At 46.0% G+C, this 22,684-nt stretch carries 18 protein-coding genes; 12 read left to right on the top strand and 6 right to left on the bottom strand.

The genetic code is table 11. From position 1 onward, the window contains the following. The first annotated feature begins 7 nt into the window (after window positions 1-7). The 10 genes from HGP28_RS07135 (at window position 8) to HGP28_RS07090 (ending at window position 12,942) form a co-directional block, all read left to right on the top strand. A complete protein-coding gene (locus HGP28_RS07135; RefSeq protein ID WP_168835758.1) occupies window positions 8-1,414 on the top strand; it encodes an efflux RND transporter periplasmic adaptor subunit in 1,407 nt (468 codons plus the stop codon). Further along, window positions 1,407-2,123, top strand: coding sequence for an ABC transporter ATP-binding protein (locus HGP28_RS07130; protein ID WP_246225619.1), 717 nt, complete (start codon window positions 1,407-1,409; stop codon window positions 2,121-2,123). Before HGP28_RS07135 ends, HGP28_RS07130 begins: the two co-directional genes overlap by 8 nt. Beyond that, window positions 2,120-3,340: an ABC transporter permease gene (locus HGP28_RS07125; RefSeq protein ID WP_168835757.1), complete on the top strand. Its 1,221-nt coding sequence runs from the start codon at window positions 2,120-2,122 to the stop codon at window positions 3,338-3,340. The genes HGP28_RS07130 and HGP28_RS07125 overlap by 4 nt, the downstream gene beginning before the upstream one ends. 138 nt (window positions 3,341-3,478) lie before the next feature. After that, on the top strand, window positions 3,479-5,551 hold the full coding sequence (locus tag HGP28_RS07120) for a phytase (protein WP_168835756.1): 2,073 nt from the start codon (window positions 3,479-3,481) through the stop codon (window positions 5,549-5,551). Window positions 5,552-5,785: 234 nt separating this feature from the next. After that, on the top strand, window positions 5,786-6,769 hold the full coding sequence (locus tag HGP28_RS07115) for a quinone oxidoreductase family protein (protein WP_168835755.1): 984 nt from the start codon (window positions 5,786-5,788) through the stop codon (window positions 6,767-6,769). A gap of 386 nt (window positions 6,770-7,155) precedes the next feature. After that, a complete protein-coding gene (gene galE, locus HGP28_RS07110; RefSeq protein WP_168835754.1) occupies window positions 7,156-8,166 on the top strand; it encodes a UDP-glucose 4-epimerase GalE in 1,011 nt (336 codons plus the stop codon). A 129-nt stretch (window positions 8,167-8,295) separates the two neighbouring features. Next, entirely contained in the window at window positions 8,296-9,351 is a 1,056-nt protein-coding gene (locus HGP28_RS07105) for a UDP-glucose--hexose-1-phosphate uridylyltransferase (protein ID WP_168835753.1), read from the top strand. A gap of 98 nt (window positions 9,352-9,449) precedes the next feature. Further along, entirely contained in the window at window positions 9,450-10,610 is a 1,161-nt protein-coding gene (gene galK / locus HGP28_RS07100) for a galactokinase (RefSeq protein WP_168835752.1), read from the top strand. Between the two features lie 16 nt (window positions 10,611-10,626). Then, window positions 10,627-11,691, top strand: coding sequence for a galactose-1-epimerase (gene galM, locus HGP28_RS07095; protein ID WP_168835751.1), 1,065 nt, complete (start codon window positions 10,627-10,629; stop codon window positions 11,689-11,691). Window positions 11,692-11,946: 255 nt separating this feature from the next. After that, entirely contained in the window at window positions 11,947-12,942 is a 996-nt protein-coding gene (locus HGP28_RS07090) for a substrate-binding domain-containing protein (RefSeq protein ID WP_168835750.1), read from the top strand. 94 nt (window positions 12,943-13,036) lie between these two features. On the opposite strand, the gene cysN is transcribed toward HGP28_RS07090, so the two are convergent. The 5 genes from cysN to HGP28_RS07065 form a co-directional block, all read right to left on the bottom strand. After that, window positions 13,037-14,446, bottom strand: coding sequence for a sulfate adenylyltransferase subunit CysN (cysN, locus tag HGP28_RS07085; protein ID WP_168835749.1), 1,410 nt, complete (start codon window positions 14,444-14,446; stop codon window positions 13,037-13,039). A gap of 51 nt (window positions 14,447-14,497) precedes the next feature. Then, window positions 14,498-15,481, bottom strand: a complete 984-nt coding sequence (locus HGP28_RS07080; protein ID WP_168835788.1) for a DHH family phosphoesterase — start codon at window positions 15,479-15,481, stop codon at window positions 14,498-14,500. A 91-nt stretch (window positions 15,482-15,572) separates the two neighbouring features. Beyond that, a complete protein-coding gene (cysC, locus tag HGP28_RS07075; protein WP_168835748.1) occupies window positions 15,573-16,208 on the bottom strand; it encodes an adenylyl-sulfate kinase in 636 nt (211 codons plus the stop codon). Further along, window positions 16,208-17,116 (bottom strand): sulfate adenylyltransferase subunit CysD, encoded by a 909-nt coding sequence (cysD, locus tag HGP28_RS07070; protein ID WP_211091917.1) that lies wholly within the window; start codon window positions 17,114-17,116, stop codon window positions 16,208-16,210. Before cysD ends, cysC begins: the two co-directional genes overlap by 1 nt. Window positions 17,117-17,142: 26 nt before the next feature. After that, window positions 17,143-18,876, bottom strand: a complete 1,734-nt coding sequence (locus HGP28_RS07065) for an SLC13 family permease (protein ID WP_168835746.1) — start codon at window positions 18,874-18,876, stop codon at window positions 17,143-17,145. Window positions 18,877-19,224: 348 nt separating this feature from the next. Between HGP28_RS07065 and HGP28_RS07060 the strand changes: the two genes are divergently transcribed. Then, the gene (locus HGP28_RS07060; protein WP_168835745.1) at window positions 19,225-20,379 is read left to right on the top strand and encodes a GGDEF domain-containing protein; all 1,155 of its coding nucleotides are present in this window, start codon (window positions 19,225-19,227) and stop codon (window positions 20,377-20,379) included. 197 nt (window positions 20,380-20,576) lie between these two features. Continuing rightward, a complete protein-coding gene (locus tag HGP28_RS07055) occupies window positions 20,577-21,422 on the top strand; it encodes a DNA ligase (protein WP_168835744.1) in 846 nt (281 codons plus the stop codon). 20 nt (window positions 21,423-21,442) lie between these two features. Here the strand turns inward: HGP28_RS07055 and HGP28_RS07050 are convergent, their stop codons facing one another. Continuing rightward, complete coding sequence (locus tag HGP28_RS07050) at window positions 21,443-22,495, bottom strand: DUF3080 family protein (RefSeq protein WP_168835743.1); 1,053 nt, start codon at window positions 22,493-22,495, stop codon at window positions 21,443-21,445. Window positions 22,496-22,684 lie beyond the last annotated feature (189 nt).

Here is a 22,684-nt window from a genome sequence, read left to right as displayed (position 1 = left end):
CAATAATATGAATAAGGTTGTCTGGTCTATTTGCACTCTATGCGTTGCGGTTGGCGCAGGAGTCAGTCTCCATTATTATCGTGCTCAAAGTGACGATAATTCTCAATACCACTATATTACTAAGAGCGTTACCAAAGGTGATATTCGAAATACAGTTAGCGCCACGGGCACACTAGCTGCTGTGGATGACGTTATTATTGGCGCCCAACTTTCTGGTCAAATTACTCAAGTGCTCGCAGACTTTAATGACAAAGTGGTGGCTGGGCAAATTCTGGCCCAAATTGATCCGCGTAGTTTTAAAGCTCGTGTGGATGAAGCGCGAGCACAAGTAGCAAAAACAGAAGCAGAGATAGACATACAAGCGATAACAATAGCTCGAGCCAAGCTAAACTACGAGCAAGCCTATCGTGACTATCAGCGAGGAATCGGGCTAGTTGATAGTAAGTTCATTTCCAGTACCGAATTTGAGCAGTTAGAAAATCTTTCTCAGCAAGCGCGGCTAGATTACCAATATCAGCAAGCGCAGCTAAAGTCTTTAACCGCGACGCTCGCTGCGAATCAAGCTGGCTTGGATCAAGCGCAGATTGATCTGAATCATAGCGATATTCGTTCACCCATAGATGGATTTATTATTAATCGAACGATTGAACCGGGACAAACGGTGGCATCGAGTTTAAATACTCCCGAGTTATTTACGGTTGCCAAAGACTTAACCAATATGGAAATCGAAGCGTATATTGACGAGTCTGATATTGGCTCTATTGCCGAGGAGCAGTGGGTTGAATTTACCGTTGATGCTTTTCCTGACCGAACGTTTACCGGGCAAGTGAATCAGATTAGACATGCCCCTCAAAGCAATTCTGGGGTGATCAGTTATACCGTGGTCATTGGTACCAAAAATGCGAAGAGCTTACTTTTGCCAGGCATGACTGCGAATTTGGAAATTCATATTGATGCCGTGCGTGATGTCGAGCGCATTGATAATGGTGCGTTGCGTGTCGCACAAAAATTAGCGCCTACGAATCAAGACGTCTCGAATCGAGGTATCATGGGGCAGCTAAAGTTGCTCAACTTAAGCGATGAGCAAAAAGCGTTACTAAAAGAGCGTTTGCCCAAACGAGAAAAGAAAGATAAACCCTTAACGGATATACCGCAAAAATCCAACAATCGCGCGAATCGGCAAAAAATTCAGGCAATGTTGGCTCAGATCTTGACACCAGCGCAGTTAAAATTGCAGCAGGATATCGCTCAGGGCAAAGTAAAACCTGCAACGGTGATGATCCTTGAAGACAATCGGCCTATTTCGGTCTCGGTGATGTTGGGACTTTCTGATAGTCAATATACGCAAATTATTCGTCCCAGCATGCTAGACAAAGCGGTGATCACTCAAGTGAAAGATATCCGCCATGAATAAACACATTGACGCGACTCCTGCGATTGCCTGTCATCAATTAAGCCATTATTTCATGATGGCTGGTGAACCTTTTTGGGTATTAAAAGAGATTGATTTAACCGTCAAGCAGGGTGAAATGGTGGCCATCATGGGACCGTCCGGCTCGGGAAAGTCCACATTAATGAACCTGATTGGGTGTCTTATGACGCCAAAGCATGGCCAAGTCGAGCTGCTTGGTAATAGTACCAAGGGAATGAGCCGTGGTGAGTTGGCTTGTTTACGACGAGACCATATTGGCTTTGTATTTCAGCAATTTAATCTATTGGCACGGACGTCGGCTTTGGATAACGTGACCATGCCATTGATGTATCAAGATGTGAAGGTCACAGACGCTAATCTAAGAGCGGCTGAATGTTTAACGGCGGTGGGGTTGGCGGAAAAAATGCAACATCATCCAAGTCAGCTTTCTGGTGGCCAACAGCAGCGTGTTGCGATTGCACGAGCTTTGATCAATCGACCGTCAATTATTTTAGCCGATGAACCAACGGGGGCACTTGATAGCCAGACCAGTGATGAAATTATGACGCTATTTCGCCAGCTAAACCGTAACGGGCAAACGGTGGTGTTAGTGACTCATGAACTTGAGGTTGCGCAGCAAGCCGATCGCATCATTATGGTGAGAGATGGCAAAATTCAGCACGGGGCATATATCAAGGAGTCGATGGTATGACGGTGATCTCTACCGCACTGCGCTCGTTACGTCGCAACCTAATGCGCTCGATTTTAACCACTCTGGGGATTGTGATTGGCATCAGCGCAGTGATCACCATGTTTGCGCTAGGGGAAGGCGCACAAAAAAAAGTCGAGCAACAAATAGAAAATCTTGGCACGAATGTGCTTATGGTGCGGGCAGCATCAAAACGCAGCTCTGGGGCTAAGAGTGCTGCAGGGGCAAGCAATACTTTAGAACTTAAAGACGCTGTGGCAATTAAAGACAATATCATGGAAGTGGTAGCAGCAGGGGCCTCTGTGAAAGGCCAAGCGCAGGTTGTTTCAGGGAATCAAAACTGGAATACCAGTGTAGAAGGTGCCAACGTAGATTACCTCATAGCCAGTAATCGGGTCGTGGCTGAAGGCCGTACACTGACCGACGCCGATATGACCAAGGCAGCAAAAGTCGCATTAATCGGTCAGACTGTCGCACAAGAGTTATTTGGCTCGGCAAGCTTTGCACTTGGTGAAATGATTCGTGTAAATAAGGTGCCTTTAACCGTAGTGGGTTTGTTGGAATCAAAAGGCCAAGATATACGCGGTGAAGATCAAGATGATATTGTGATAGTGCCGATTTCAACGGCGAATCGTAAAGTGATAGGGTCGAAAAATATCAATCGTGTCAGTCGATTAACCATCAGTGTCGAGCATAGTGATGACTTGCAATACGTAACGGAAGAAATCAGCGCACTGCTTGATCAGCGGCACCGAGTCGCTCAAGGACAGCCCTCACCATTTATGGTGATGAACCTGACCGAAATGTTATCGACTCGCGCAGAGACCAATGCGGTATTTGCTATGTTATTAGCCGGTGTCGCCGGTGTCTCTTTGCTTGTGGGTGGTATCGGTGTGATGAATATTATGTTGGTGAGTGTCACGGAGCGAACGCGAGAAATTGGTTTGCGTATGGCTGTGGGCGCCCAGCCTAAGCATATTCTTTGGCAGTTTTTAATTGAAAGCGTTATTTTATGCCTGATTGGCGCCACTATCGGACTCACGCTTTCTGTGATCAGTGTTGTTATCATGCAATACGGCTTTGGTTGGACCATGATTCTCTCGCCAACGATTATTCTCATCAGCGTGATTGGCACGACATTCATTGGTATTGGTTTTGGTTTTTATCCCGCCTACAAAGCGTCGCAACTCGATCCAATTGAAGCGTTACGCTACGAATAACATTGGGTTCGACAATGTGAATCTGTGCTTTGCCACGTTTGGTGTCATTTAACCTTAATTGCCACGCAACTCAAATGTCACGCCACTGACATTTAAACCTTCTACCGTCAATGCGCATTTATATTTAAGGAGAGAATAATGCGTTTTTTGGCGGTAGCGTTCGCAGTGAGTGCGACATTTTTATTCGGGTGTAATTCAAGCAGTAGTGAGGCACCAAGTGAAACCTCAAATCAAGCCGAACTAAAGCTGACTCAAAGCACGGAAACCAGCTTTGCAGATATTGGCGATGCGGTAGTTTGGCGCCACTCTTCAACGAGTGATAATGACATATTGATCACCACGCTCGAAGCTGACGGTGTTGCGCTTTATCAAAGCGACGGCAAACAGCTAGCCCACCTGAATGTGGGAGAGGTAACGGGAGCCGATATACGCTACGACATTACTTTTGGTGATGCTGGTGCGATTGATGTGTTGGCCTTAGCGCTTCCTGATGAACAGGCTTTAGCTTTCTATCATATCAAGGGTGACAGCGCGCCATGGATGCGCGAGGTGGGGCGCTTGTCTTTGCCCGAGGCTGCAGAAGGCGTCTGCTTGTATAAAAATCCGACCAATGCCGAATTGATTGTCACGGCGACAACCGAACAAGGAAGGGCGTTGCAGTACAAACTGAAACACCAAGCTGGTGTGCTGACAAGTACGCTATTTGATGACGAAAGCATGCCTATCGCGGTGCGCCAAATTGATGTTGGTGGCGAGTTAAGCGCTTGTGTCGCCGATGATAGCACGGCAACGCTGTACATTGCCGAGCAAGATTTGGGGATATGGGCTTATGGCGCGGAACCTGAACACACGTTTGAACGTCGCTTGGTCGATACGCTAGCCCCACTTGGGCAGCTACAAGAAGTTGAAGGGCTCGATTTTATTTATCAGTCTGGCGGCTATGGTTATCTCGTTGCGGCCGATGAAGGCAAAGGCATCACTCTATATAGCGCTAAAGATGCTGAGCTACTGACTCAGTTTGACGTCCCAGGTTTTGATGAGGTGAAAGCACTCGCGGTGGCACATGATGGCCTTTGGCTTGCTAATAGCGAGTTGGAACAGCCGATTTATCAAAAAATGAGTTTTACATCACTGGCCGCGCAAAATGAGATGGCAAATGCGCAGTTTAGCATGGCGTTAAATCCTGCAGATGTTGCTCATACGCGTGTTGCACTGGTTGCTGTCTCTGGGGAAACCACGCCAGTGGATGATGATGGCGATGCGGCAGATGATCCCGCCCTGTGGGTAAATCCTGAAGATCCGGCACACAGCGTGATTGTTGCGACCAACAAACAAGGTGGTTTAATGGCGTACAATCTGGCCGGTGAGGAGCTTCAGTATCTTAATCAGGGCGAGCCTAATAATGTCGATATTCGTACGTTGGAAGGGCCTGAAGGCGCGAACGTTAATCTTGTTGCTGCCAGTAACCGCGACGGTAATACGATTGCATTTTATACCGTGTCAGATCCGAGTAAACAAAACTTACCATTAATTGTTATTCCTGCGGTTGGGGACAATACATCAAATGGTGAAATTCAAACATCGCTCAATGAAGTTTACGGTTTATGCATGTATCAAGCGGTAAATGGTGATGCTTATGTTTTTATTAACGGAAAAAGCGGTCTGATAGAGCAGTGGCGTGTTGAGCTGGTTGAACAAGGCGTTTCAGGCACGCTCGTGAGAACCCTTTCGGTACCATCTCAACCCGAAGGGTGTGTTGCGGATGATGCAACAGGCGAGCTTTATCTTGGCGAAGAAGATGTGGGTATTTGGCGATTTGGCGCCGATGAAAGCGCCGACACGGCGGGTGAATTAATCACTAAAATTGATGGCGACATATTAACAGCCGATGTCGAAGGGTTGGCGCTGTATCACGATGGCCAAAATAAATATCTACTTGCGTCAAGTCAGGGAAGCCATAGCTATGTTGCCTATGATTTGAATAAAGATTTGCAAGTGGTTAGCCAGTTTGCATTGGTGGCCAACGATGAGGCTGGATTGGATGGCGCAAGCGAAACGGACGGAATTCATGTAACTGCGCAATCGTTGGGGGATTCGTACCCTGATGGCCTATTGATCGTACAAGATGGTTATAACGTTGATTCTCAGTACCAGCAGCAAAATCAGAACTTTAAGCTGGTCAACTGGAATGACATCGCAGCGAGCTTTTAAGCGTTAAAATGCTTGCAAAAATCAGCCACGCTGTGTTCGCATACGTGGCTGTTTTTGTCTATTCACCCAACGGCCGCACCACGGTGGGCCTGACTCTCAAAAACCTCATCACATAGTGCGTCTATGTTCACCAAGTGCTCGAAAGTTTTGCCTATCTGCCGCCGTCCTGCAACACCATGTTGTTTGGGTATGGAACTATACTTGGTTGACCAATAGTAGCGTGGAGGTGGTGTGATGAAAGCGATTGTATTGTCTGAAGTGGGGGGGAGCGATCACCTGCATTTGGAAGAGGTGGCGATGCCGAGTTTGAAACCTGGTCAAATACTCATTGAAATGAAAGCGGCGCCAATCAATTTTATCGATACAGTGATCCGCGAAGGTAATATGCCGCCGGGAATGATGCCATCTTTGCCTTTTATTCCGGGGGTTGAAGGGAGTGGTGTCGTTTATGATCCAAACGACAGTGGCCTTGTTAAAGGTCAGCCTGTCGCCTTCATAGGTATCATTGGGGCGTCTACCTATGCTCAATACGTCGCTATCGACGCCAATCGGGTGGTGGCATTGCCGGACGCAGTTAATGTTGTTGAAGCGGGCGCGATGCCGGTGACCTATTTCACGGCTTATCACATGCTACATAATGTTGTGCGGGCTGAAAGCAACAAGGTTGCTTTGGTGTATGCTGCGACAGGCGGGGTCGGTACCGCATTAATTCAATTGGGAAAAGCCGCAGGCATAACCATGATTGCCCTTGATCGTGGGCAAGAGAAGGTTCAGACCGCGCTGGCAAACGGAGCGGATTTTGCGTTTGACTCAACTCAGCCTTGGCTTAATGAGGTTAAAGCAATCACATCCGGGCGTGGTGTAAACTACATTTTTAATCCGGTGGCAGGCGATACGATAGTGCAAGATTTAGAAGTCCTCGCCAAGCTTGGTCATATTGTTATTTTCGGTTTTCTGGCCGGTGTCGGTACGACGAATCTACAGGCAGAAGCTGCGAAGTATTTTGCTAAATCGCCGACAATCACTTTCTCTGAATTATATGCAACTTACACAACAAATTACCCATTGGTTGATTCTTCGTTAAGAGCAATTTATCAATTGCTGCTGCAGGGAAAAATCAAGCCGATATACAGTACTATGGCACTGGCGCAAGTGAGTGAGGCACAAGATTTACTCGAAAGTGGCGGTGTAACAGGAAAGATGGTGCTCATTCCATAGTGCCACCCAACGGCGATTTAAAACCCAAGTGGCGTTAATTTACTTGGGTATAGCCGTCCTACTTGAAGCTCCAGCGCGTTTCTATAAGAAAATAAGGCGCTGACTCTCATAAACTTCATCACATAGTTGGTCTGCGTTGACGAAGTTCTCAGTGGCTTTGCTCGTTTGCTCACTAGCTGCATCTCCAAGTTGTTTGGGTATATCAGCAAGTTGAATACGCTTGGTACCGTTTACATTGTTTTTGATTGTTTTATTCGTTTTTTGATATAAATAGAGCGCGCGATTGAATGTAAACGTTTCCATGATGCGACTTTGATCACGGTTGTTTGGCTTTAACTCTTGTTAAAATAACGCCAACAAAGCGAGTTTGGATTGGAGAGCAAACAATGAAAGTGCTAGTCACTGGTGGAATGGGCTATATAGGTAGTCACACTTGCGTTCAGATGATTGAAGCAGGAATTGAGCCTGTTATCGTCGATAACTTATGCAATGCAAAAGAAGAAGTGTTAGACCGTATTTTCGCACTTACTGGGCAAACGCCACCATTCTACTGTGGCGATATTCGTGATGAGGCATTTCTAGATGATGTTTTCGCCCAGCATGACATCAGCGCAGTGATTCATTTCGCGGGTTTAAAAGCGGTGGGCGAGTCGGTGCAAAAGCCGCTTGAGTATTATGACAACAATGTTAATGGTTCTCTTGTGTTGGCGCGAGCCATGCGCAAAGCGGGTGTGAAGAGTATCGTATTCAGTTCTTCTGCAACCGTATATGGCGATCCTGAAATCGTGCCTATTACTGAAGACTCTCCGACTGGCGCAACAACAAACCCATATGGACGCAGTAAATATATGGTCGAGCAGTGCTTTACCGATCTGTTTGCAGCAGAGCCTGATTGGAGTATTACGCTACTGCGTTACTTTAACCCAGTAGGCGCGCACCCATCAGGCACCATGGGCGAAGATCCTCAAGGCATTCCAAATAACTTAATGCCATTTATTGCTCAAGTTGCAGTAGGGCGTCGAGAGAAATTGTCGGTTTTTGGTAACGATTATCCAACACCAGACGGTACTGGCGTACGAGATTATATTCACGTGATGGACTTGGCGGATGGTCACATTGCCGCGCTGAAATCTGTCGGTGAAAAATCAGGACTTCATATCTACAACTTGGGCACAGGTAAAGGGTCTAGTGTGCTTGAAATGGTAGAAGCATTTGCGGCGGCATGTGGTAAGCCTGTGCCGTACGAGCTATGCCCACGCCGTCCAGGTGACATTGCAGAGTGTTGGGCAAGTACAGCAAAAGCGGAACGCGACCTTGGTTGGAAAGCAACGCGTACTGTGGCGCAAATGACCGCTGACACTTGGAACTGGCAATCCAATAACCCGCAAGGTTACTAATTTATGAAGGCTAGCAGCAAACGCACAAAGCGCTGCTAGTTTATATACCCAAACAACTTCAAGTAGAAAGGGTATAAGTCCATTATTTTAAAAGCAAAGTACAGCTTTGCTGTTTGATGAGAAGCCATCATGTCACAAATTGAATTTAATCCTGTTGATCACCCACATCGTCGTTATAACCCATTAACAGGGCAGTGGATCCTAGTTTCACCGCATCGTGCTAAACGCCCTTGGAGTGGTCAGGATGAAAAACCATCTACTGAGCAGTTACCAAGTTATGACAAAGGCTGTTTCTTGTGCCCAACGAATACCCGTATCTCGGGTGATGTGAACCCTGACTACCAAGGTACATACGTTTTTAGTAATGATTTCGCAGCATTGATGCCAGACTCTCCTGACGCGCCGCAATCGAAAAATCCGCTGTTTAAAACGCAGGGTGTTCGTGGCTTGAGTCGCGTAATTTGTTTTTCGCCAGACCACAGCAAAACCTTACCTGAACTGTCGGTACCACAAATTCGTGGAGTGATTGATACGTGGAACGAACAAATCGAAGAGTTAGGTAAAGATTACTTGTGGGTACAAGCGTTTGAAAATAAAGGCGAGACTATGGGCTGTTCTCAACCGCACCCACATGGTCAAATCTGGGCAAACAGTTTTTTACCGAATGAGATTGAGCGTAAAGAGCATCACTTAAAAGCGTATTACCAAGAACACGGACGTAATCTTTTAGTCGATTACGTGGAAGCAGAAATTAAAGATGGTGCTCGCACTGTCGTTGAAACCGAACATTGGATTGCAGTTGTGCCTTACTGGGCGGCATGGCCCTTTGAAACCATGTTGTTGCCAAAAACTCACATTCGCCGTATGAGCGAGCTGAGCGATGCTCAACGTGATGACTTAGCGCTTGCGATTAAGAAATTGACCAGCCGTTACGACAATCTATTCCAGTGTTCATTTCCTTATTCTATGGGGTGGCATTACGCGCCGTTCTTTGAGGCTGGTACCGATATTGAACATTGGCAGCTTCATGCGTTGTTCTACCCGCCGCTACTGCGCAGTGCGAGCGTACGTAAGTTTATGGTGGGTTACGAAATGCTTGCGGAAAGTCAACGTGACTTGACTGCAGAACAAGCAGCGCAGCGTCTGCGTGACTTAAGCGACGTTCATTATAAAGAACAGGCATAACGCCAAATAATGGCGGATCAAGAGTGATTCGCCCTCCCACTGTCTAAGTGATTAAATTCTGCGCCGATATTGTCGGCGCAAACTCAGCGAGAAAGACCATGTCAAACCTAATTCAAAATGTGACCGCTTCATTTAAAAACTGCTTTAACTATCAACCGAGTCATATTATTCAAGCCCCTGGCCGCGTGAACTTAATTGGTGAACATACCGATTATAACGATGGCTTTGTGTTGCCTTGCGCGATTAACTACCAAACCGTTGTTGCAGCGTCGCGCCGTGACGACAACATCGTTCGTGTTGTTTCCGTTGATTATAATGATGCCATTGATGAGTTTGACCTCACTGCTGAGATTGAATTCCAGCAAGACAAAATGTGGGCAAACTACATTCGTGGTGTCGTAAAATGCTTGCGTGCACGTGGTTTTGAATTTACCGGTGCCGACATTTCTGTTAGCGGTAATGTGCCACAAGGCGCGGGCCTAAGTTCCTCTGCAGCGCTTGAAGTGGTGATTGGTCAGACATTTAAGGTTTTGTTTAACCTAGAAATTAGTCAGGCAGAAATTGCGTTAAATGGCCAACAAGCTGAAAACGAATTTGTCGGTTGCAACTGCGGCATTATGGATCAAATGATTTCCGCAGAAGGCCGAGAAAATCACGCGATGTTGCTTGATTGCCGCTCGCTTGAAACCACCGCTGTATCAATGGCTCAAGACATGGCTGTGGTCATTATCAATTCAAACAAAAAGCGTGGATTGGTCGACAGCGAATACAACACGCGTCGTGCGCAATGTGAAGAAGCTGCAGCGATTTTTGGTGTTAAGGCATTGCGTGATGTGACGATCGAGCAATTCAACGCCAAAGCGGCAGAACTTGATCCGGTTGTGGCGATGCGTGCGCGTCATGTGATCACTGAAAATGACCGTACAGTCGAAGCAGCGAAGGCACTTGCCGCGGGTGATATGGTTCGCATGGGCGAACTGATGGAGCAATCGCATGCTTCAATGCGTGATGATTTTGAAATCACAGTAAAAGAAATCGATACGCTTGTTGAAATGGTTAAGTCTGTTATCGGTACGCAAGGTGGCGTGCGCATGACCGGCGGTGGTTTTGGTGGCTGTATTGTCGCACTTGTACCACCTGCACTAGTAGATGAAGTCAAAGCAGTTGTTGAAGCCAACTATCATGCGGCGACGGGTCTTAAAGAGTCGATTTATGTCTGTCAGGCGATGCCAGGCGCAGGCTTGGTTGAGCTTGTTTAAGCATCGCGGTGATATCATGACATTGAGTCAATCAATGCAGCAGGGGCTGGCCTTTGATGGTCAGCCAGCAAAGATTTTTGAACTGCATAACGAAAATGGTATGCGCGTGGCATTCATGGACATAGGCGCGACTTGGTTAAGCTGCCAAGTGCCTATCGCCAGTGAGTCTCTACGCGAACGTCCTTTACGTGAAGTGTTGCTAGGCGTCGACAGTATTGAAAAATTCAGTGCACAACAAGTCTATATGGGCACGACGGTAGGTCGTTTCGCCAATCGTATTGCCAAAGGACAGTTTTCATTGATGGGCGATGATATTCAAGTTGAATCCAATCAATTTGATAACTGTCTCCATGGTGGGCCTGAGGGGTTTGACAAGCGCCGTTGGTTTATGACGTCACACACGGAGTCTAGCGTCTCATTTGCGCTGGTTTCTCCCGATGGCGACCAAGGCTTTCCGGGAGAGCTCAGTGTTGAGGTGTGCTACACCTTAACGTCAGACAACCGTGTGGTGATTGATTATCGGGCTATGACAGATGCGCCAACCGTGGTAAATCTTACCAATCATGCTTATTTCAATCTGTTGGGCGCCGATGTGGGGCAAGATATTCTTGATCACCAATTGCAGATTAGTGCAACGCATTACGTTGCAACAGATGATAAAGGGATCCCAGCTGGAGTATTAGTTGAAACATCAGGTTCAGAGTTTGACTTTGAACAGCCACATGCGATTGCCGCGAGCTTTATGCAGGGTGAACAGCAAACACTGGCAAAAGGGTACGATCACTGCTTTGTGTTTGATGTCACTCGTGATGTTTCAAAGCCCGTTGCTCGATTAAGCGCACCAGATGGCAAATTGAGCTTGGAAGTGATGACAACCAAACCGGGAATGCAGCTGTATACGGGAAACTGGCTGGCTGGCACGCCAAGTCGCCGAGAGTCTCCTTACCGAGATTACGCAGGCGTTGCGCTGGAAACTCAGTATTTTCCAGACGCACCTAACCGACCAGAGTGGGCTCAGTCGAACGCTACGTTGATGCCAAATGAGTGTTATCAGCATCAAACGGTTTACCGATTCCTCTAATTTTTTGTCAATTATTGTCGTCATTTCGGTGTATCATGACCCTCAGTTGTACTGCGGGTCTTTTTTGATATACCCGTTCCACTTGAAGTTGCGGTGTTTTTCTGTAAAAAATTAAGGAGCAAGCTCTGACAAACCTCCTTACATAGTTTGTCTATGTTCACGACGTGCTCAGAGGCTTTGTTCCTTTGCTGCCGACCTGCAACACCAAGTCGTTTGGGTATCTATCCCCCCGACAATTTCATATTTAGAGGCTATATGGCAACAATCAAGGATGTCGCCAAAGCGGCGGGTGTGTCTGTCGCGACAGTGTCACGTGTGGTGAATCATTCACCTCAAGTGAGTCAATCGGCATTGGATGCAGTGACGGCGGCGATGAAAAAATTGAACTACCGCCCGAACGCTGCGGCGCGGGCGCTGGTTAACCAGACCACCAATTATGTTGGTATAGTGGTCAACGATGCATCAGATCCGTTTTTTGGTATGCTCATCACCGCGGTTGATAAGGTGATTCGTCAATTTGATAAGCAATTGCTTATTGGCTGTGGCTATCACAATGCGAATGATGAGCGCCGAGCGTTGGAATTTTTGATTAATAGCGGCTGTGAAAGCATCATTTTGCACGCGAAAGGGCTAAGTGACCAAGAGATCCGCGATTATTGTCAACGAGTTCGTGGATTGGTGATTATCAATCGTAGCGTTGATGGTATTGAGGAGCGCTGCGTTTCATTAGATAACTATCACGGTGCATTTATTGCGACAACGCATTTAATCAAGCAGGGGCATCGACAAATTGCCTGTGTCGCATCGGATCAAGATATTGAAGATACTCATGAGCGAATTCGTGGTTACAGTGACGCTTTAACGCAGCACGGTATTGCGCTGACACAGAACTACATCGAATCCGGTACGCCGACTGCCGAGGGTGGCTCTACGGCAATGATGAACTTGCTTTCTAAATCGCTCGAGATCACTGCGGTGGTTGCTTATAACGATTATATGGCAGCCGGGGTCTTTGAAACATTAGAAGAAAACGGGCTTAACGTTCCTGAGAACATTTCAGTAGTCGGTTTTGATGATGCCTTGATTGCCCAATTTGTTCGCCCAAGATTGACGACAGTTCGTTACCCTATTGCGATAATGGCGCAGCACGCCGCCCAGTTGGCTCTCGCGCTTCCCAGTCAAAACTCGACAGAAATTACCACCTCATTTACGCCAACATTAGTGTTGCGTAATTCAACGGCGACGTTATAAATCCTCTGTTTGGTGGGGAAATGAGAAAGAGGTGCTTTTCAGCACCTCTCTAATTCAATTTAGTCTTTCAGCAACGCCATGTCTCCTGAGTAAATTAAATCTCAGCACAGCCCCATTCTGGGTAATTCTTACGAATGAATGCGTTGAGTTCTTTTTCCGCTTGAGTGTAAACTTTACTTGGCTCGTCACTTTCTTTGATAAGGCGATGCACCATACCCGCTCCCACAGTCACATTGCTTTGTCTGTCGATTATGACAAACGCACCAGTTTGCGGCAGTGTGTCATAAGCGTCTAACGCGACAGCGTCAGTCAGGCCGATATTGAGTAAGCCAATTTCATTTAATTTTAAGTGTTCTGCGCTAAAGTCATGATGCTCCAGAGTATTGACATCTACCTTGTGCGAAATTTGACGAATTGCCCCCGGGCAGGATTTGGTCGCAAATTTAAACATATACTCTTTATGAGTGCGCAAGGGATTGTCATCCATCCACACAACATGGGCGTCAAGATGATTGGTCACCACAGGCTCATGACCACGATGAACAATCATATCGCCACGAGAAATGTCAATTTCATCCGCAAGCGTTAAAGTAACCGCCTGTCCTGGTTGAGCTTGATTCAGTTCACCATCGTAGGTGTAGATGCTTTTGATGGTTGAGTGCTTGCCTGAAGGTAGAGCCGTGATTTCATCTCCCACTTGAACTTGGCCAGAGGCCAGTGTTCCGCTAAAGCCACGAAAATCGAGGTTAGGGCGGTTGACGTACTGTACCGGGAAGCGCATTTGCGTTAAGTCTGCGTCTTGGTCAATTTTCACTGTTTCCAATAGCTTCATTAACGTCGCACCCGGATACCAATCCATATTGGTACTCGGAGTGACCACGTTATCGCCTTTTAAAGCCGAAATAGGGACAAAGCGAATGTCGTCAATGTTAAAACTCTTAGCCATAGCACGATAATCGGCTTTGATTTTTTGATACACCGACTGACTGTAGTCCATCAAATCCATTTTGTTGATCGCAACAATAATGTGTTTAATGCCGAGCAGGCTGCAAATATAACTGTGTCGACGTGTTTGCGTTTGAATGCCGTGTCGCGCATCAACAATCACGATGGCTAAATCACACGTTGATGCGCCAGTGACCATATTGCGTGTGTATTGTTCATGCCCGGGCGTATCGGCAATAATGAATTTGCGCTTGTCGGTCGAAAAATAGCGGTAGGCAACATCAATAGTGATCCCTTGCTCTCGCTCTGACTGTAGGCCGTCAACGAGCAGTGCCAAGTCAAACGCTTCATTTGTGGTGTTGAATTTTTGCGAGTCTTTTTCAATTGCCGCAAGTTGATCTTCATAAATCAACTTACTGTCAAACAAAAGACGACCAATGAGTGTGGATTTGCCATCATCGACGTTACCACAGGTCAAAAAACGCAATAGGTCTTTATTCTCGTGAACTTTGAGATAAGCTTCGATGTCTTTTGCGATCAAATCTGATGAATGAGACATAATCAATATCCTTTTGAGTGAATATGGATGTTATGCAGACGACCAAAGGTCCTAGGCATAAAAATCAGTTAACGTTTCAATAAATAGGTGCATCATTGTTTTAGGCAATGTGTTAATGCCAGCGGCTGCAGCGCGTCCACCGCCTGAATAAAATTGACTGCATACTATGTCAGCGCCAGTACGTGAATCGAGCGGGGCTCTAACGCTCACGGTATAGTCTTGGTGAGTGTCATTTAAGGTTAAAACGGCATGCGCTTTATGTGGCGCTTCATTAGCTAATTGATTACTCCAAACACCGCTGATGCGTTTGGCCCAAGGCTTAGCTGGTAATTTAAATACTCGGCAAGTGTCATTTTCAAAAATGGGAACTTGCGTTCTTGCTAGTGCGATATCTTTAGCGTAACCGGCTCGCAATAAGTAAAACGGTGATTCAAGATCGTGCTTTAGCGCGAAGGGATCAACGTACTCGAGCAATTGGCGAAATAACTCAGCAGGGTCAATGTGTAAATCGCCAAGTGTTGTGCCATAACCGTTGTAGTTGATCAAAGTACCCAGCTCTTTTAGGTACGTGATTTCTTCGCTATTTAGTGTAAGCGTGTTGGCTAACGTTTCAGCGCGTTGCCACAGATTATCGCCAAACGCGCCGACGATAGCCCAAAGTGGGTATTGGCCGCTTAAGTATGCGTTAATTAACAAGCTGGTGCAGATCTCAGGATCAAGGTTAATCAATGTTGATAAATGCAAACTTTGCGGCATGCTACCTGTACGGTGGTGGTCGCAATAAAAGACGTCAACGCCTTCATTTAATAGGTATTGCAATGCATCAATATTTTTTTCCATTGAAATATCGAGTGCGGTAACTGACACGTTTTCCTTGGCGAAATGTGGCATTTTGATATCGGATTCAACGCGCTTGAGTAACGCAATATCACGTTTCACGCCGGTGATGAGGCGTGTCTCTTTGGGCTCAGCGAGACGCAATTGCAACAACGCTGTAATGCCGTCTGCATCACCATTGAAAACATCAAAATGCACTGAGCTTTTTCCTGTTGGCTGACTCAAGCGGGCACTCCTCATTTCACTTTGTCTATCGGTACGGGCAGCAGCGTCAAATGGCTTAGGCGTACTAGAGCCCAAGGTAGCCACGGGCGGCTAAGTAATTAACCACTTTTTCTGCGCAGGCTTCGATAGAGTCGATATCCGTTTTTAAATGAATTTCTGGCTGTGTTGGCGACTCATAGTCAGAATCAATTCCAGTAAAGTGTTTAATTTCGCCCGCGCGCGCTTTTTTGTATAACCCTTTAGGATCGCGTGACTCACAAACCGCAAGAGGCGTGTCGACGAACACTTCGATAAATTGGTGCGGTTCAAGTCGTTGACGTACTTGCTCTCGGTCACTAATAAATGGCGATATAAACGCGGTTAAAACGATGCTTCCTGCATCAACAAACAAGCTGGCTACTTCACCAATTCGGCGAATATTCTCAATACGGTCGGCTTGAGTAAAACCAAGATCTTTATTGAGCCCATGGCGAATATTATCACCATCAAGTAAATAGCTATGCTTACCAAGGGCCAATAATTTTTGTTCTACTGCATTGGCAATCGTTGACTTGCCAGAGCCACTTAAACCTGTAAACCAAAGCACAACGGGAACCTGTCGCTTTAAAGCCGCACGCTCTTGGTGGGTGATACTGCCTGTGTGCCAAACGACATCTTGGTTAATACCATCGTGCGCTTTGTGTTGGTATGGGCTGGTCATTAGAAATATCCTTCGCGTTTTTTCTTTTCCATTGAGCCAGCGCTGTCATGATCAATCGCTCGACCTTGCCGTTCAGAAGTGGTTGTCAGCAGCATTTCTTGAATCACGTCCGGTAGCGTTGTGGCTTCCGATTCGACGGCACCTGTCAGTGGGTAGCAGCCTAAGGTGCGAAAGCGAACCATTTTTTCTTCGACCACTTCGCCGGGTTTTAATGCCATGCGCTCATCATCTACCATAATAAGCATGCCATCACGCTCAACCACGGGGCGCTTTTTAGACAGATATAACCCAGGGATTTCAATCTCTTCAAGATAGATGTATTGCCAGATATCCAATTCCGTCCAGTTTGACAAAGGGAAGACTCGAATACTTTCACCTTGGTTTACTTTGCCATTGTAGATATTCCAAAGTTCTGGGCGTTGGTTTTTAGGATCCCAGCGGTGGTGTTCATCACGAAAAGAGTAAACACGTTCTTTTGCGCGTGATTTCTCCTCATCTCGACGTGCGCCACCAAAAGCCGCGTCAAAGCCGTATTTGTCCAGCGCTTGCTTAAGCCCTTGGGTTTTCATGACATCGGTGTGATAGGAACTGCCATGAACAAACGGATTGATATTCATCGCCAACCCTTCTGGGTTTTGGTGGACAATCAGTTTCATGCCTAATTTGTCGGCCATATAATCGCGAAATTCAATCATCTCTTTGAATTTCCATGTTGTATCAACGTGCATTAGCGGAAATGGCGGCGCTCCAGGCGCAAACGCTTTACGCGCAAGATGCAGCATGACAGAAGAGTCTTTACCAACGGAGTAGAGCATGACTGGGTTATCAAATTCAGCCGCGACTTCGCGCATGATGTGAATCGATTCGGCTTCCAGCTGTTTTAAGTGTGTTATGCGTTCTGCAGTCATCGTCATATGAGATAATCCCTTTGTGTTTAAAATCCATAAATCAGCGTAATCGAACTGAGCGTGATGACGCCGTACATTAGGCTGACAGGTAGCCCAATTCGCAGAAAATCGTTAAATCGATATTGACCTGCGTTGTAAACCATCAAGTTTGTTTGGTAGCCATAAGGGCTGACAAAACTGGCACTCGCACCAAAAGCAACGGCAAGGATAAAACTGTGAAAGTCCACGTTTAAAGCTTGAGCCAGCCCAAAGGCTATAGGAAACATGAGGGCGGCAGCGGCGTTATTTGTCACCAATTCGGTGAGCAGCCACGTCAACCCATATATCAGTGCCAGTCCTAAAAATGGGGTAAAGAGGTTTGGGTTATTAATAATGACCTCTTCCAGAGTGTTTAACGCTTGAGTATTCATCAGCGCTTGGGAAAGTACGAGCGCCGACGAAATGATCAGCCAAATCTGCTTTGGTAAGCGATGCAAAATTTCGTTTCCACTTAGGCAGCCAGTAAGCAGATAAAGCCCCAGCAGTAAAAACACGCTTTCAAATAAGGGCAGTAGACCAAACGCGGCACTCGTTATGGCGAGCAAAAAGCCGCTGATCGCGAGAAGTTCTTTGCGTCCGTGAAGCATATGGTCAGTTTCATAACCACTGATCATATAAAAGTTTTTACTAATGTTATGGCGACTACGAAAATCGTCTCCAACCGCAAGCACCAAATAATCGCCAGGGCGCAATTTTATATCACCAAGTTTTCCCGACACGCGTTCACCATCGCGTTTCATCGCCACGACAGCTGCATCAAATCGAGCGCGAAATCCGGCATGTTTTAAGGTTTTGCCACTGAGGATACTTTCGGGTCTGATAACCACTTCAATCAAGTTATCAATCGGTAGACCATTTTCACGCGCAAAGAGATTCAATCCAGGAATTTGATGAAATAAAGAGACTTTCTTAATATCACCACTAAAGATTAAACGATCTCCCGCTTCGACCACTTCGTTTGGCGCCACAGGAGAAATAAGATGATGGTGACGTAAAATTTCTACCAGAAACAAGCTTTCCAGATTTCGCAGCCCATTTTCTTCAATGGTTTTACCAATGAGTGGGGAGTCTAGAGTTACCTTAGTATCGATAAAATAGTCAGCGGCCATCGATGTATGGCGTGATTTCATTGGCAGCGTGCCAGAAAGAAAAAATAAAACGACGCCACAACCAACCACAAGCAGCCCACCGACAAGTGTGAAATCAAAAAAACCTAACGATGGAAGATTGGCGTCGAGCACCATACTATTAACAATTAAGTTCGTTGATGTGCCTACCAAGGTTAATGTTCCACCCAAAATAGCGGCATACGAAAGTGGAATTAATAACCGACTTGCAGGGTGATGCGGGTTATTTCGAATTGGAGCCAGCATGGTCGACACTACCGCCGTGTTATTTAGAAACGCAGACGACAATGTGGTAATTGAAAATAGACGGAGCCAAGTTGCTTGGTAACTGGGTTTTATGACAAAGGTTGCCAGAACACGTAATAAGCTGGTTTTTTCCAACGCAATAGAGCACACCATGAGCAAAATTAGCGTCAATAACCCTTGATTTGCAAAACTGGCAATCACTTGTTGAGTGCTGACAAGTCCAGACGCAACAAGAACAACCAGCAGCACACCAAACACCTTTTCAGGGCGTGTTTGGTAGCGAATAAGCCCCAAAATAGTGGCGATAAATAGGGCTATCACAATGTAAGATGATGGTACGTCTATCATATTAATTGCCTTCCGTTGCGTTTGTTGCAGTATACAGCAACGAGCGCAACCAAAAAGCAATAAGTTATAGATAAATAAAACGATATAACCATATCTTATAACCATTGGTTTCACTGAAGTGGCGTTTAATCGATTTAAAAGGGTTGGCTCTCACAAACCTCATCACATAGTTTGTCTATGTTCACGAGGTGCTCAGAGGCATTGTTCTTTTGGCGTCTGCCTACATCTTCAAGTTGCTTGGGTTTAGAGGTCGTTGTATCGCTAAAATGTCTCGAGTATTTACGCGAATATTATAACTCTGGACTATAGTTAAGCACATAATTGCATAATGGAGTTCAAGGTTTCTTTATGGCGCTAACGAAACATCGGGAGCTGTTTGCTGTCATTCGCAAATTTAACGGGATCGCTATCGCGATTTCAGCTGCCGTCAGTTCGTTAGCCTATTGGAGCTACCAAACCGAACAAACAGCACTCTTGTTTGCCGGTTTGGTCTTTGTCGCGCTGCTGTTGATTTTGTTACCTTTAGCCGTTTTCGCTGCATTGACCAACTATCGTCAACTTAAACGTGAACAACGACAACGCGAACAAATGGAGCACTACTCTAATATTATCGACAAGCATGTTCCGATTATGGAGACCAATCTTTCGGGGAAAATTGTTCGCTGCAACGCGGCATTGTGTCAACTAAGCGGCTATCAAACGAGTGAATTAATTGGCGAGGACGCCGCGATGATCCGTCACCCATCTGCCGTGGTAGTCTCGTTTCGTGAAATGTGGAAAAGCATTTCCCACACCAATAAATGGACTGGTGAATTTCATAATCAAACCAAATCAGGTGATGACTTTTGGCTAAAGGCCGATGTGATACCGGTGTATCGTGATGATGGTAAACTCAATGGTTTTTTATCTATTGCGAGCGATATCAGTGACAAAAAACGGCTGGAACAACATTCACTACTTGATTGTTTAACGGGGTTGGCCAATCGCACTCAATTAGAAACAGTTCTTAGCGCTGCGCATTATCAGGCGTCACGTTATCATCATCCATTTTCTATTTTGCTGATCGATATAGATTATTTTAAGTCCGTTAACGATAGTTTTGGTCACTTAGCAGGGGATCAAGTTTTAAAAGCACTGGGGCAGTTGCTTCGTCAGTCAACGCGAACAAGTGATTGTGCCGGTCGGTGGGGCGGTGAGGAGTTTATGATTGTTTGCCAAGATACCGATTTACCCAGTGCCGTTGCTTTTGCTGATAGGTTACTTAACGTCATTAGCCATTTTCATTTTCCTCATGTCGGAGAGTTAACCGTTAGTATTGGGGTTGCGCAGTATCAAGGCGAAGGCCCACTATTGGACGTAATCCAAGCAGCTGATGTTCATCTCTATCGCGCTAAATCACAAGGGCGTAACCAAATTTCTAGTATGTGCAGTGTATCGTCACTCGCTCTAAATGAGTCGCTCTCGACCAATACGAGACAGTCGAAACAGTCTTTACCACTGTAATCGTGCAATGACTTAAATCGTGCTTTGAACTGGCGATCGCCAACCTGTGATGTGATACATCAACAAGAAAACTGTAATTTCAAATGATGCTAAGACTGAAAAGTGGCAACGCGCTGGAGCCTTATTCATTTTACTGCTCGAAGCTTTTGTCATTAAACGCCTTAATTTGAATAACTGGATTCAAAATAGGCAAAGAAATGAATTGGAAGGTGTTGGGAAGTAGTGCATTTATTTGGGCGGGGAGTATTGTCACATCACCGAACGTTATGAGCGTTCCGATAGTGACACTCGCAAGCGAGTACGATGCAGACATTAGGCTTGCAGATTACTGGATGAGCGAGAAACTTGATGGGATACGAGCTTTTTGGAACGGATATGCGTTATTGACCCGTTCCGGAAAACCAATACACGCTCCAACATGGTTTACGGAGCCGCTACCAGAGTTCCCGCTCGATGGGGAATTGTGGATAGCGCGTAATGCTTTTAATGACGTCCAAAAAACGGTGCTTGATAACGAGCCTGATGACGCTGCTTGGCGCGATTTATTCTTTATGGTGTTTGATACGCCACATGTGCCAAGTGTATTTCCCGAGCGTCTAGCAAAGTTAGAACAATGGCACAAAGAATCGCCAGTTAAACACGTCAAAGTGGTTTCTCACCGCTCCATAGCCAGTGAATCCGCGCTTTTTGACTATCTTGAGTCAGTCGTTGATCAAGGTGGTGAAGGCATTATGCTGCGTAAGCTTGATACGCGCTATCGAGTAGGGAGAAGTGATGATCTCATTAAAGTGAAACGCCATCAGTCTCAAGAAGTCACCGTGATTGGTTATAAGGCCGGTAAAGGTCGACTCGATGGTTTGCTTGGCTCACTTTGGGTTGAAAGTGATGATGGGCTAAGGTTCTATGTTGGGTCAGGTTTTAGTGATGAGCAAAGACGATCTCCACCAGTGCTGGGCTCTAAGATCACCATTCACCATAATGGCGTTACGCATAATGGGATCCCAAGATTTGCGCGCTTTGCGCATATAAGGCGTCCTGAATGAACTCAGAATTATGTCATAAGTCATTTTAGCTCAGGCAAATGACCACACCGCTGAAATAGAGTTTGCCATACCATCACATGTTCTTTGATTGCTACGCGAAATTGTCGATGCGCCTGGGTAATCGGATAGGGCTGATCAACAGAATCAAAAGCTACGGCAATTATTTCAATGTTTGGCGATAGCGCAATATACAGTTTATCCAATTTCGCCGTATAGGGTTGAAGCGCTTCAATGTAGTAACGTTGAAAGACGTTATTGAGCCGCTGAAATTGTGTCGGGTCTCGTTGAGGTCCACATAATATGTTGCTTTGTTCCTGCTTGACCATCTCAGAGGCCAAATTGAGCCATTGCGTCGTTCGAATAAGGGAAAAGTAGAGTGGGCCAATGAGCGGCGTTTTCTCAATTGCCTCTTGCAAGCCAATGACAGTCTCTGGAATAAATGTCTGCTCGTGATCGATCTGCTCCCTTAATTGAGTCAAAGCAAGACTGAGCGTGGCGCGATGTGAGAAAGCCGCATCGGGTAGCCATTGATTCCCTAAGAGTTGCTTTTGCATTGTTTCACTTGATGTCAGTAAGTTATGCCAGTGCCACTGCAAATGCTGCTGTTTTGTTTGATAAAGCGTTTCTAGCTCTGACCGCAATTTGGGCGACAATGAATGAGGGTTCGTTGCACTGGTGTTATTTTTCTCCTCTGTTAGGCACTGCTCAAGCGTTTGGGTGAGGCTGAGTTGGTAATCAAAATTGGCAAATGCATCTTGGACTTTGCCAAGTGACGAGTTCTTTTCAGCGATAAGTTGAAAGAGTCCGCAATGGCGCAGCTCATAGCTGTCGAGAAGGCCAAGTGTCAAACGAGGGATTGTGATTTGTACGTCACGAACGCTTGGAGCTTTTATGGAAATGAGCGGTGGCGTGGCTGGTGCTTTAATGTCGAAAACGTTAGCAAGGCGTGTGGCGTAGCGTTCAAAACGCGTTTCTTCCTCAGATTGAAAAGGGAGGCAGCTTGACAGGAAAAAAGGCAGGATCGTAATCAAAATACGAGATCGACAACGATGGCTCAGGACTCTGATTATCAATGGCTGTTCCTTTAAATGTTATTATTAAAGTCAGTGATACGCTTTCCAATCCACGTAGAACGGGTATGGCCAAGTATAATTATTTTAACAATGTGGTGCTGTAGCGAGTTCAATATTAACATGATATACATGCCCAACTTGAAGTGGCAGCTATTTTCTTTAAGAAATTAAGGGGCTGGCTCTCACAAA

The organism is Vibrio agarilyticus (assembly GCF_012641465.1).
GTDB classification, from domain to species: domain Bacteria; phylum Pseudomonadota; class Gammaproteobacteria; order Enterobacterales; family Vibrionaceae; genus Vibrio; species Vibrio agarilyticus.
This window is presented reverse-complemented; position numbering and strand designations above follow the sequence as displayed.

Coding starts and splice junctions, on each gene's coding strand:
- HGP28_RS07135 (WP_168835758.1), top strand. CDS start 8: ATGAATAAGGTTGTCTGGTCTATTTGCACTCTATGCGTTGCGGTTGGC.
- HGP28_RS07130 (WP_246225619.1), top strand. CDS start 1,407: ATGAATAAACACATTGACGCGACTCCTGCGATTGCCTGTCATCAATTA.
- HGP28_RS07125 (WP_168835757.1), top strand. CDS start 2,120: ATGACGGTGATCTCTACCGCACTGCGCTCGTTACGTCGCAACCTAATG.
- HGP28_RS07120 (WP_168835756.1), top strand. CDS start 3,479: ATGCGTTTTTTGGCGGTAGCGTTCGCAGTGAGTGCGACATTTTTATTC.
- HGP28_RS07115 (WP_168835755.1), top strand. CDS start 5,786: ATGAAAGCGATTGTATTGTCTGAAGTGGGGGGGAGCGATCACCTGCAT.
- galE (WP_168835754.1), top strand. CDS start 7,156: ATGAAAGTGCTAGTCACTGGTGGAATGGGCTATATAGGTAGTCACACT.
- HGP28_RS07105 (WP_168835753.1), top strand. CDS start 8,296: ATGTCACAAATTGAATTTAATCCTGTTGATCACCCACATCGTCGTTAT.
- galK (WP_168835752.1), top strand. CDS start 9,450: ATGTCAAACCTAATTCAAAATGTGACCGCTTCATTTAAAAACTGCTTT.
- galM (WP_168835751.1), top strand. CDS start 10,627: ATGACATTGAGTCAATCAATGCAGCAGGGGCTGGCCTTTGATGGTCAG.
- HGP28_RS07090 (WP_168835750.1), top strand. CDS start 11,947: ATGGCAACAATCAAGGATGTCGCCAAAGCGGCGGGTGTGTCTGTCGCG.
- cysN (WP_168835749.1), bottom strand. CDS start 14,446: ATGTCTCATTCATCAGATTTGATCGCAAAAGACATCGAAGCTTATCTC.
- cysC (WP_168835748.1), bottom strand. CDS start 16,208: ATGACCAGCCCATACCAACACAAAGCGCACGATGGTATTAACCAAGAT.
- cysD (WP_211091917.1), bottom strand. CDS start 17,116: ATGACTGCAGAACGCATAACACACTTAAAACAGCTGGAAGCCGAATCG.
- HGP28_RS07065 (WP_168835746.1), bottom strand. CDS start 18,876: ATGATAGACGTACCATCATCTTACATTGTGATAGCCCTATTTATCGCC.
- HGP28_RS07060 (WP_168835745.1), top strand. CDS start 19,225: ATGGCGCTAACGAAACATCGGGAGCTGTTTGCTGTCATTCGCAAATTT.
- HGP28_RS07055 (WP_168835744.1), top strand. CDS start 20,577: ATGAATTGGAAGGTGTTGGGAAGTAGTGCATTTATTTGGGCGGGGAGT.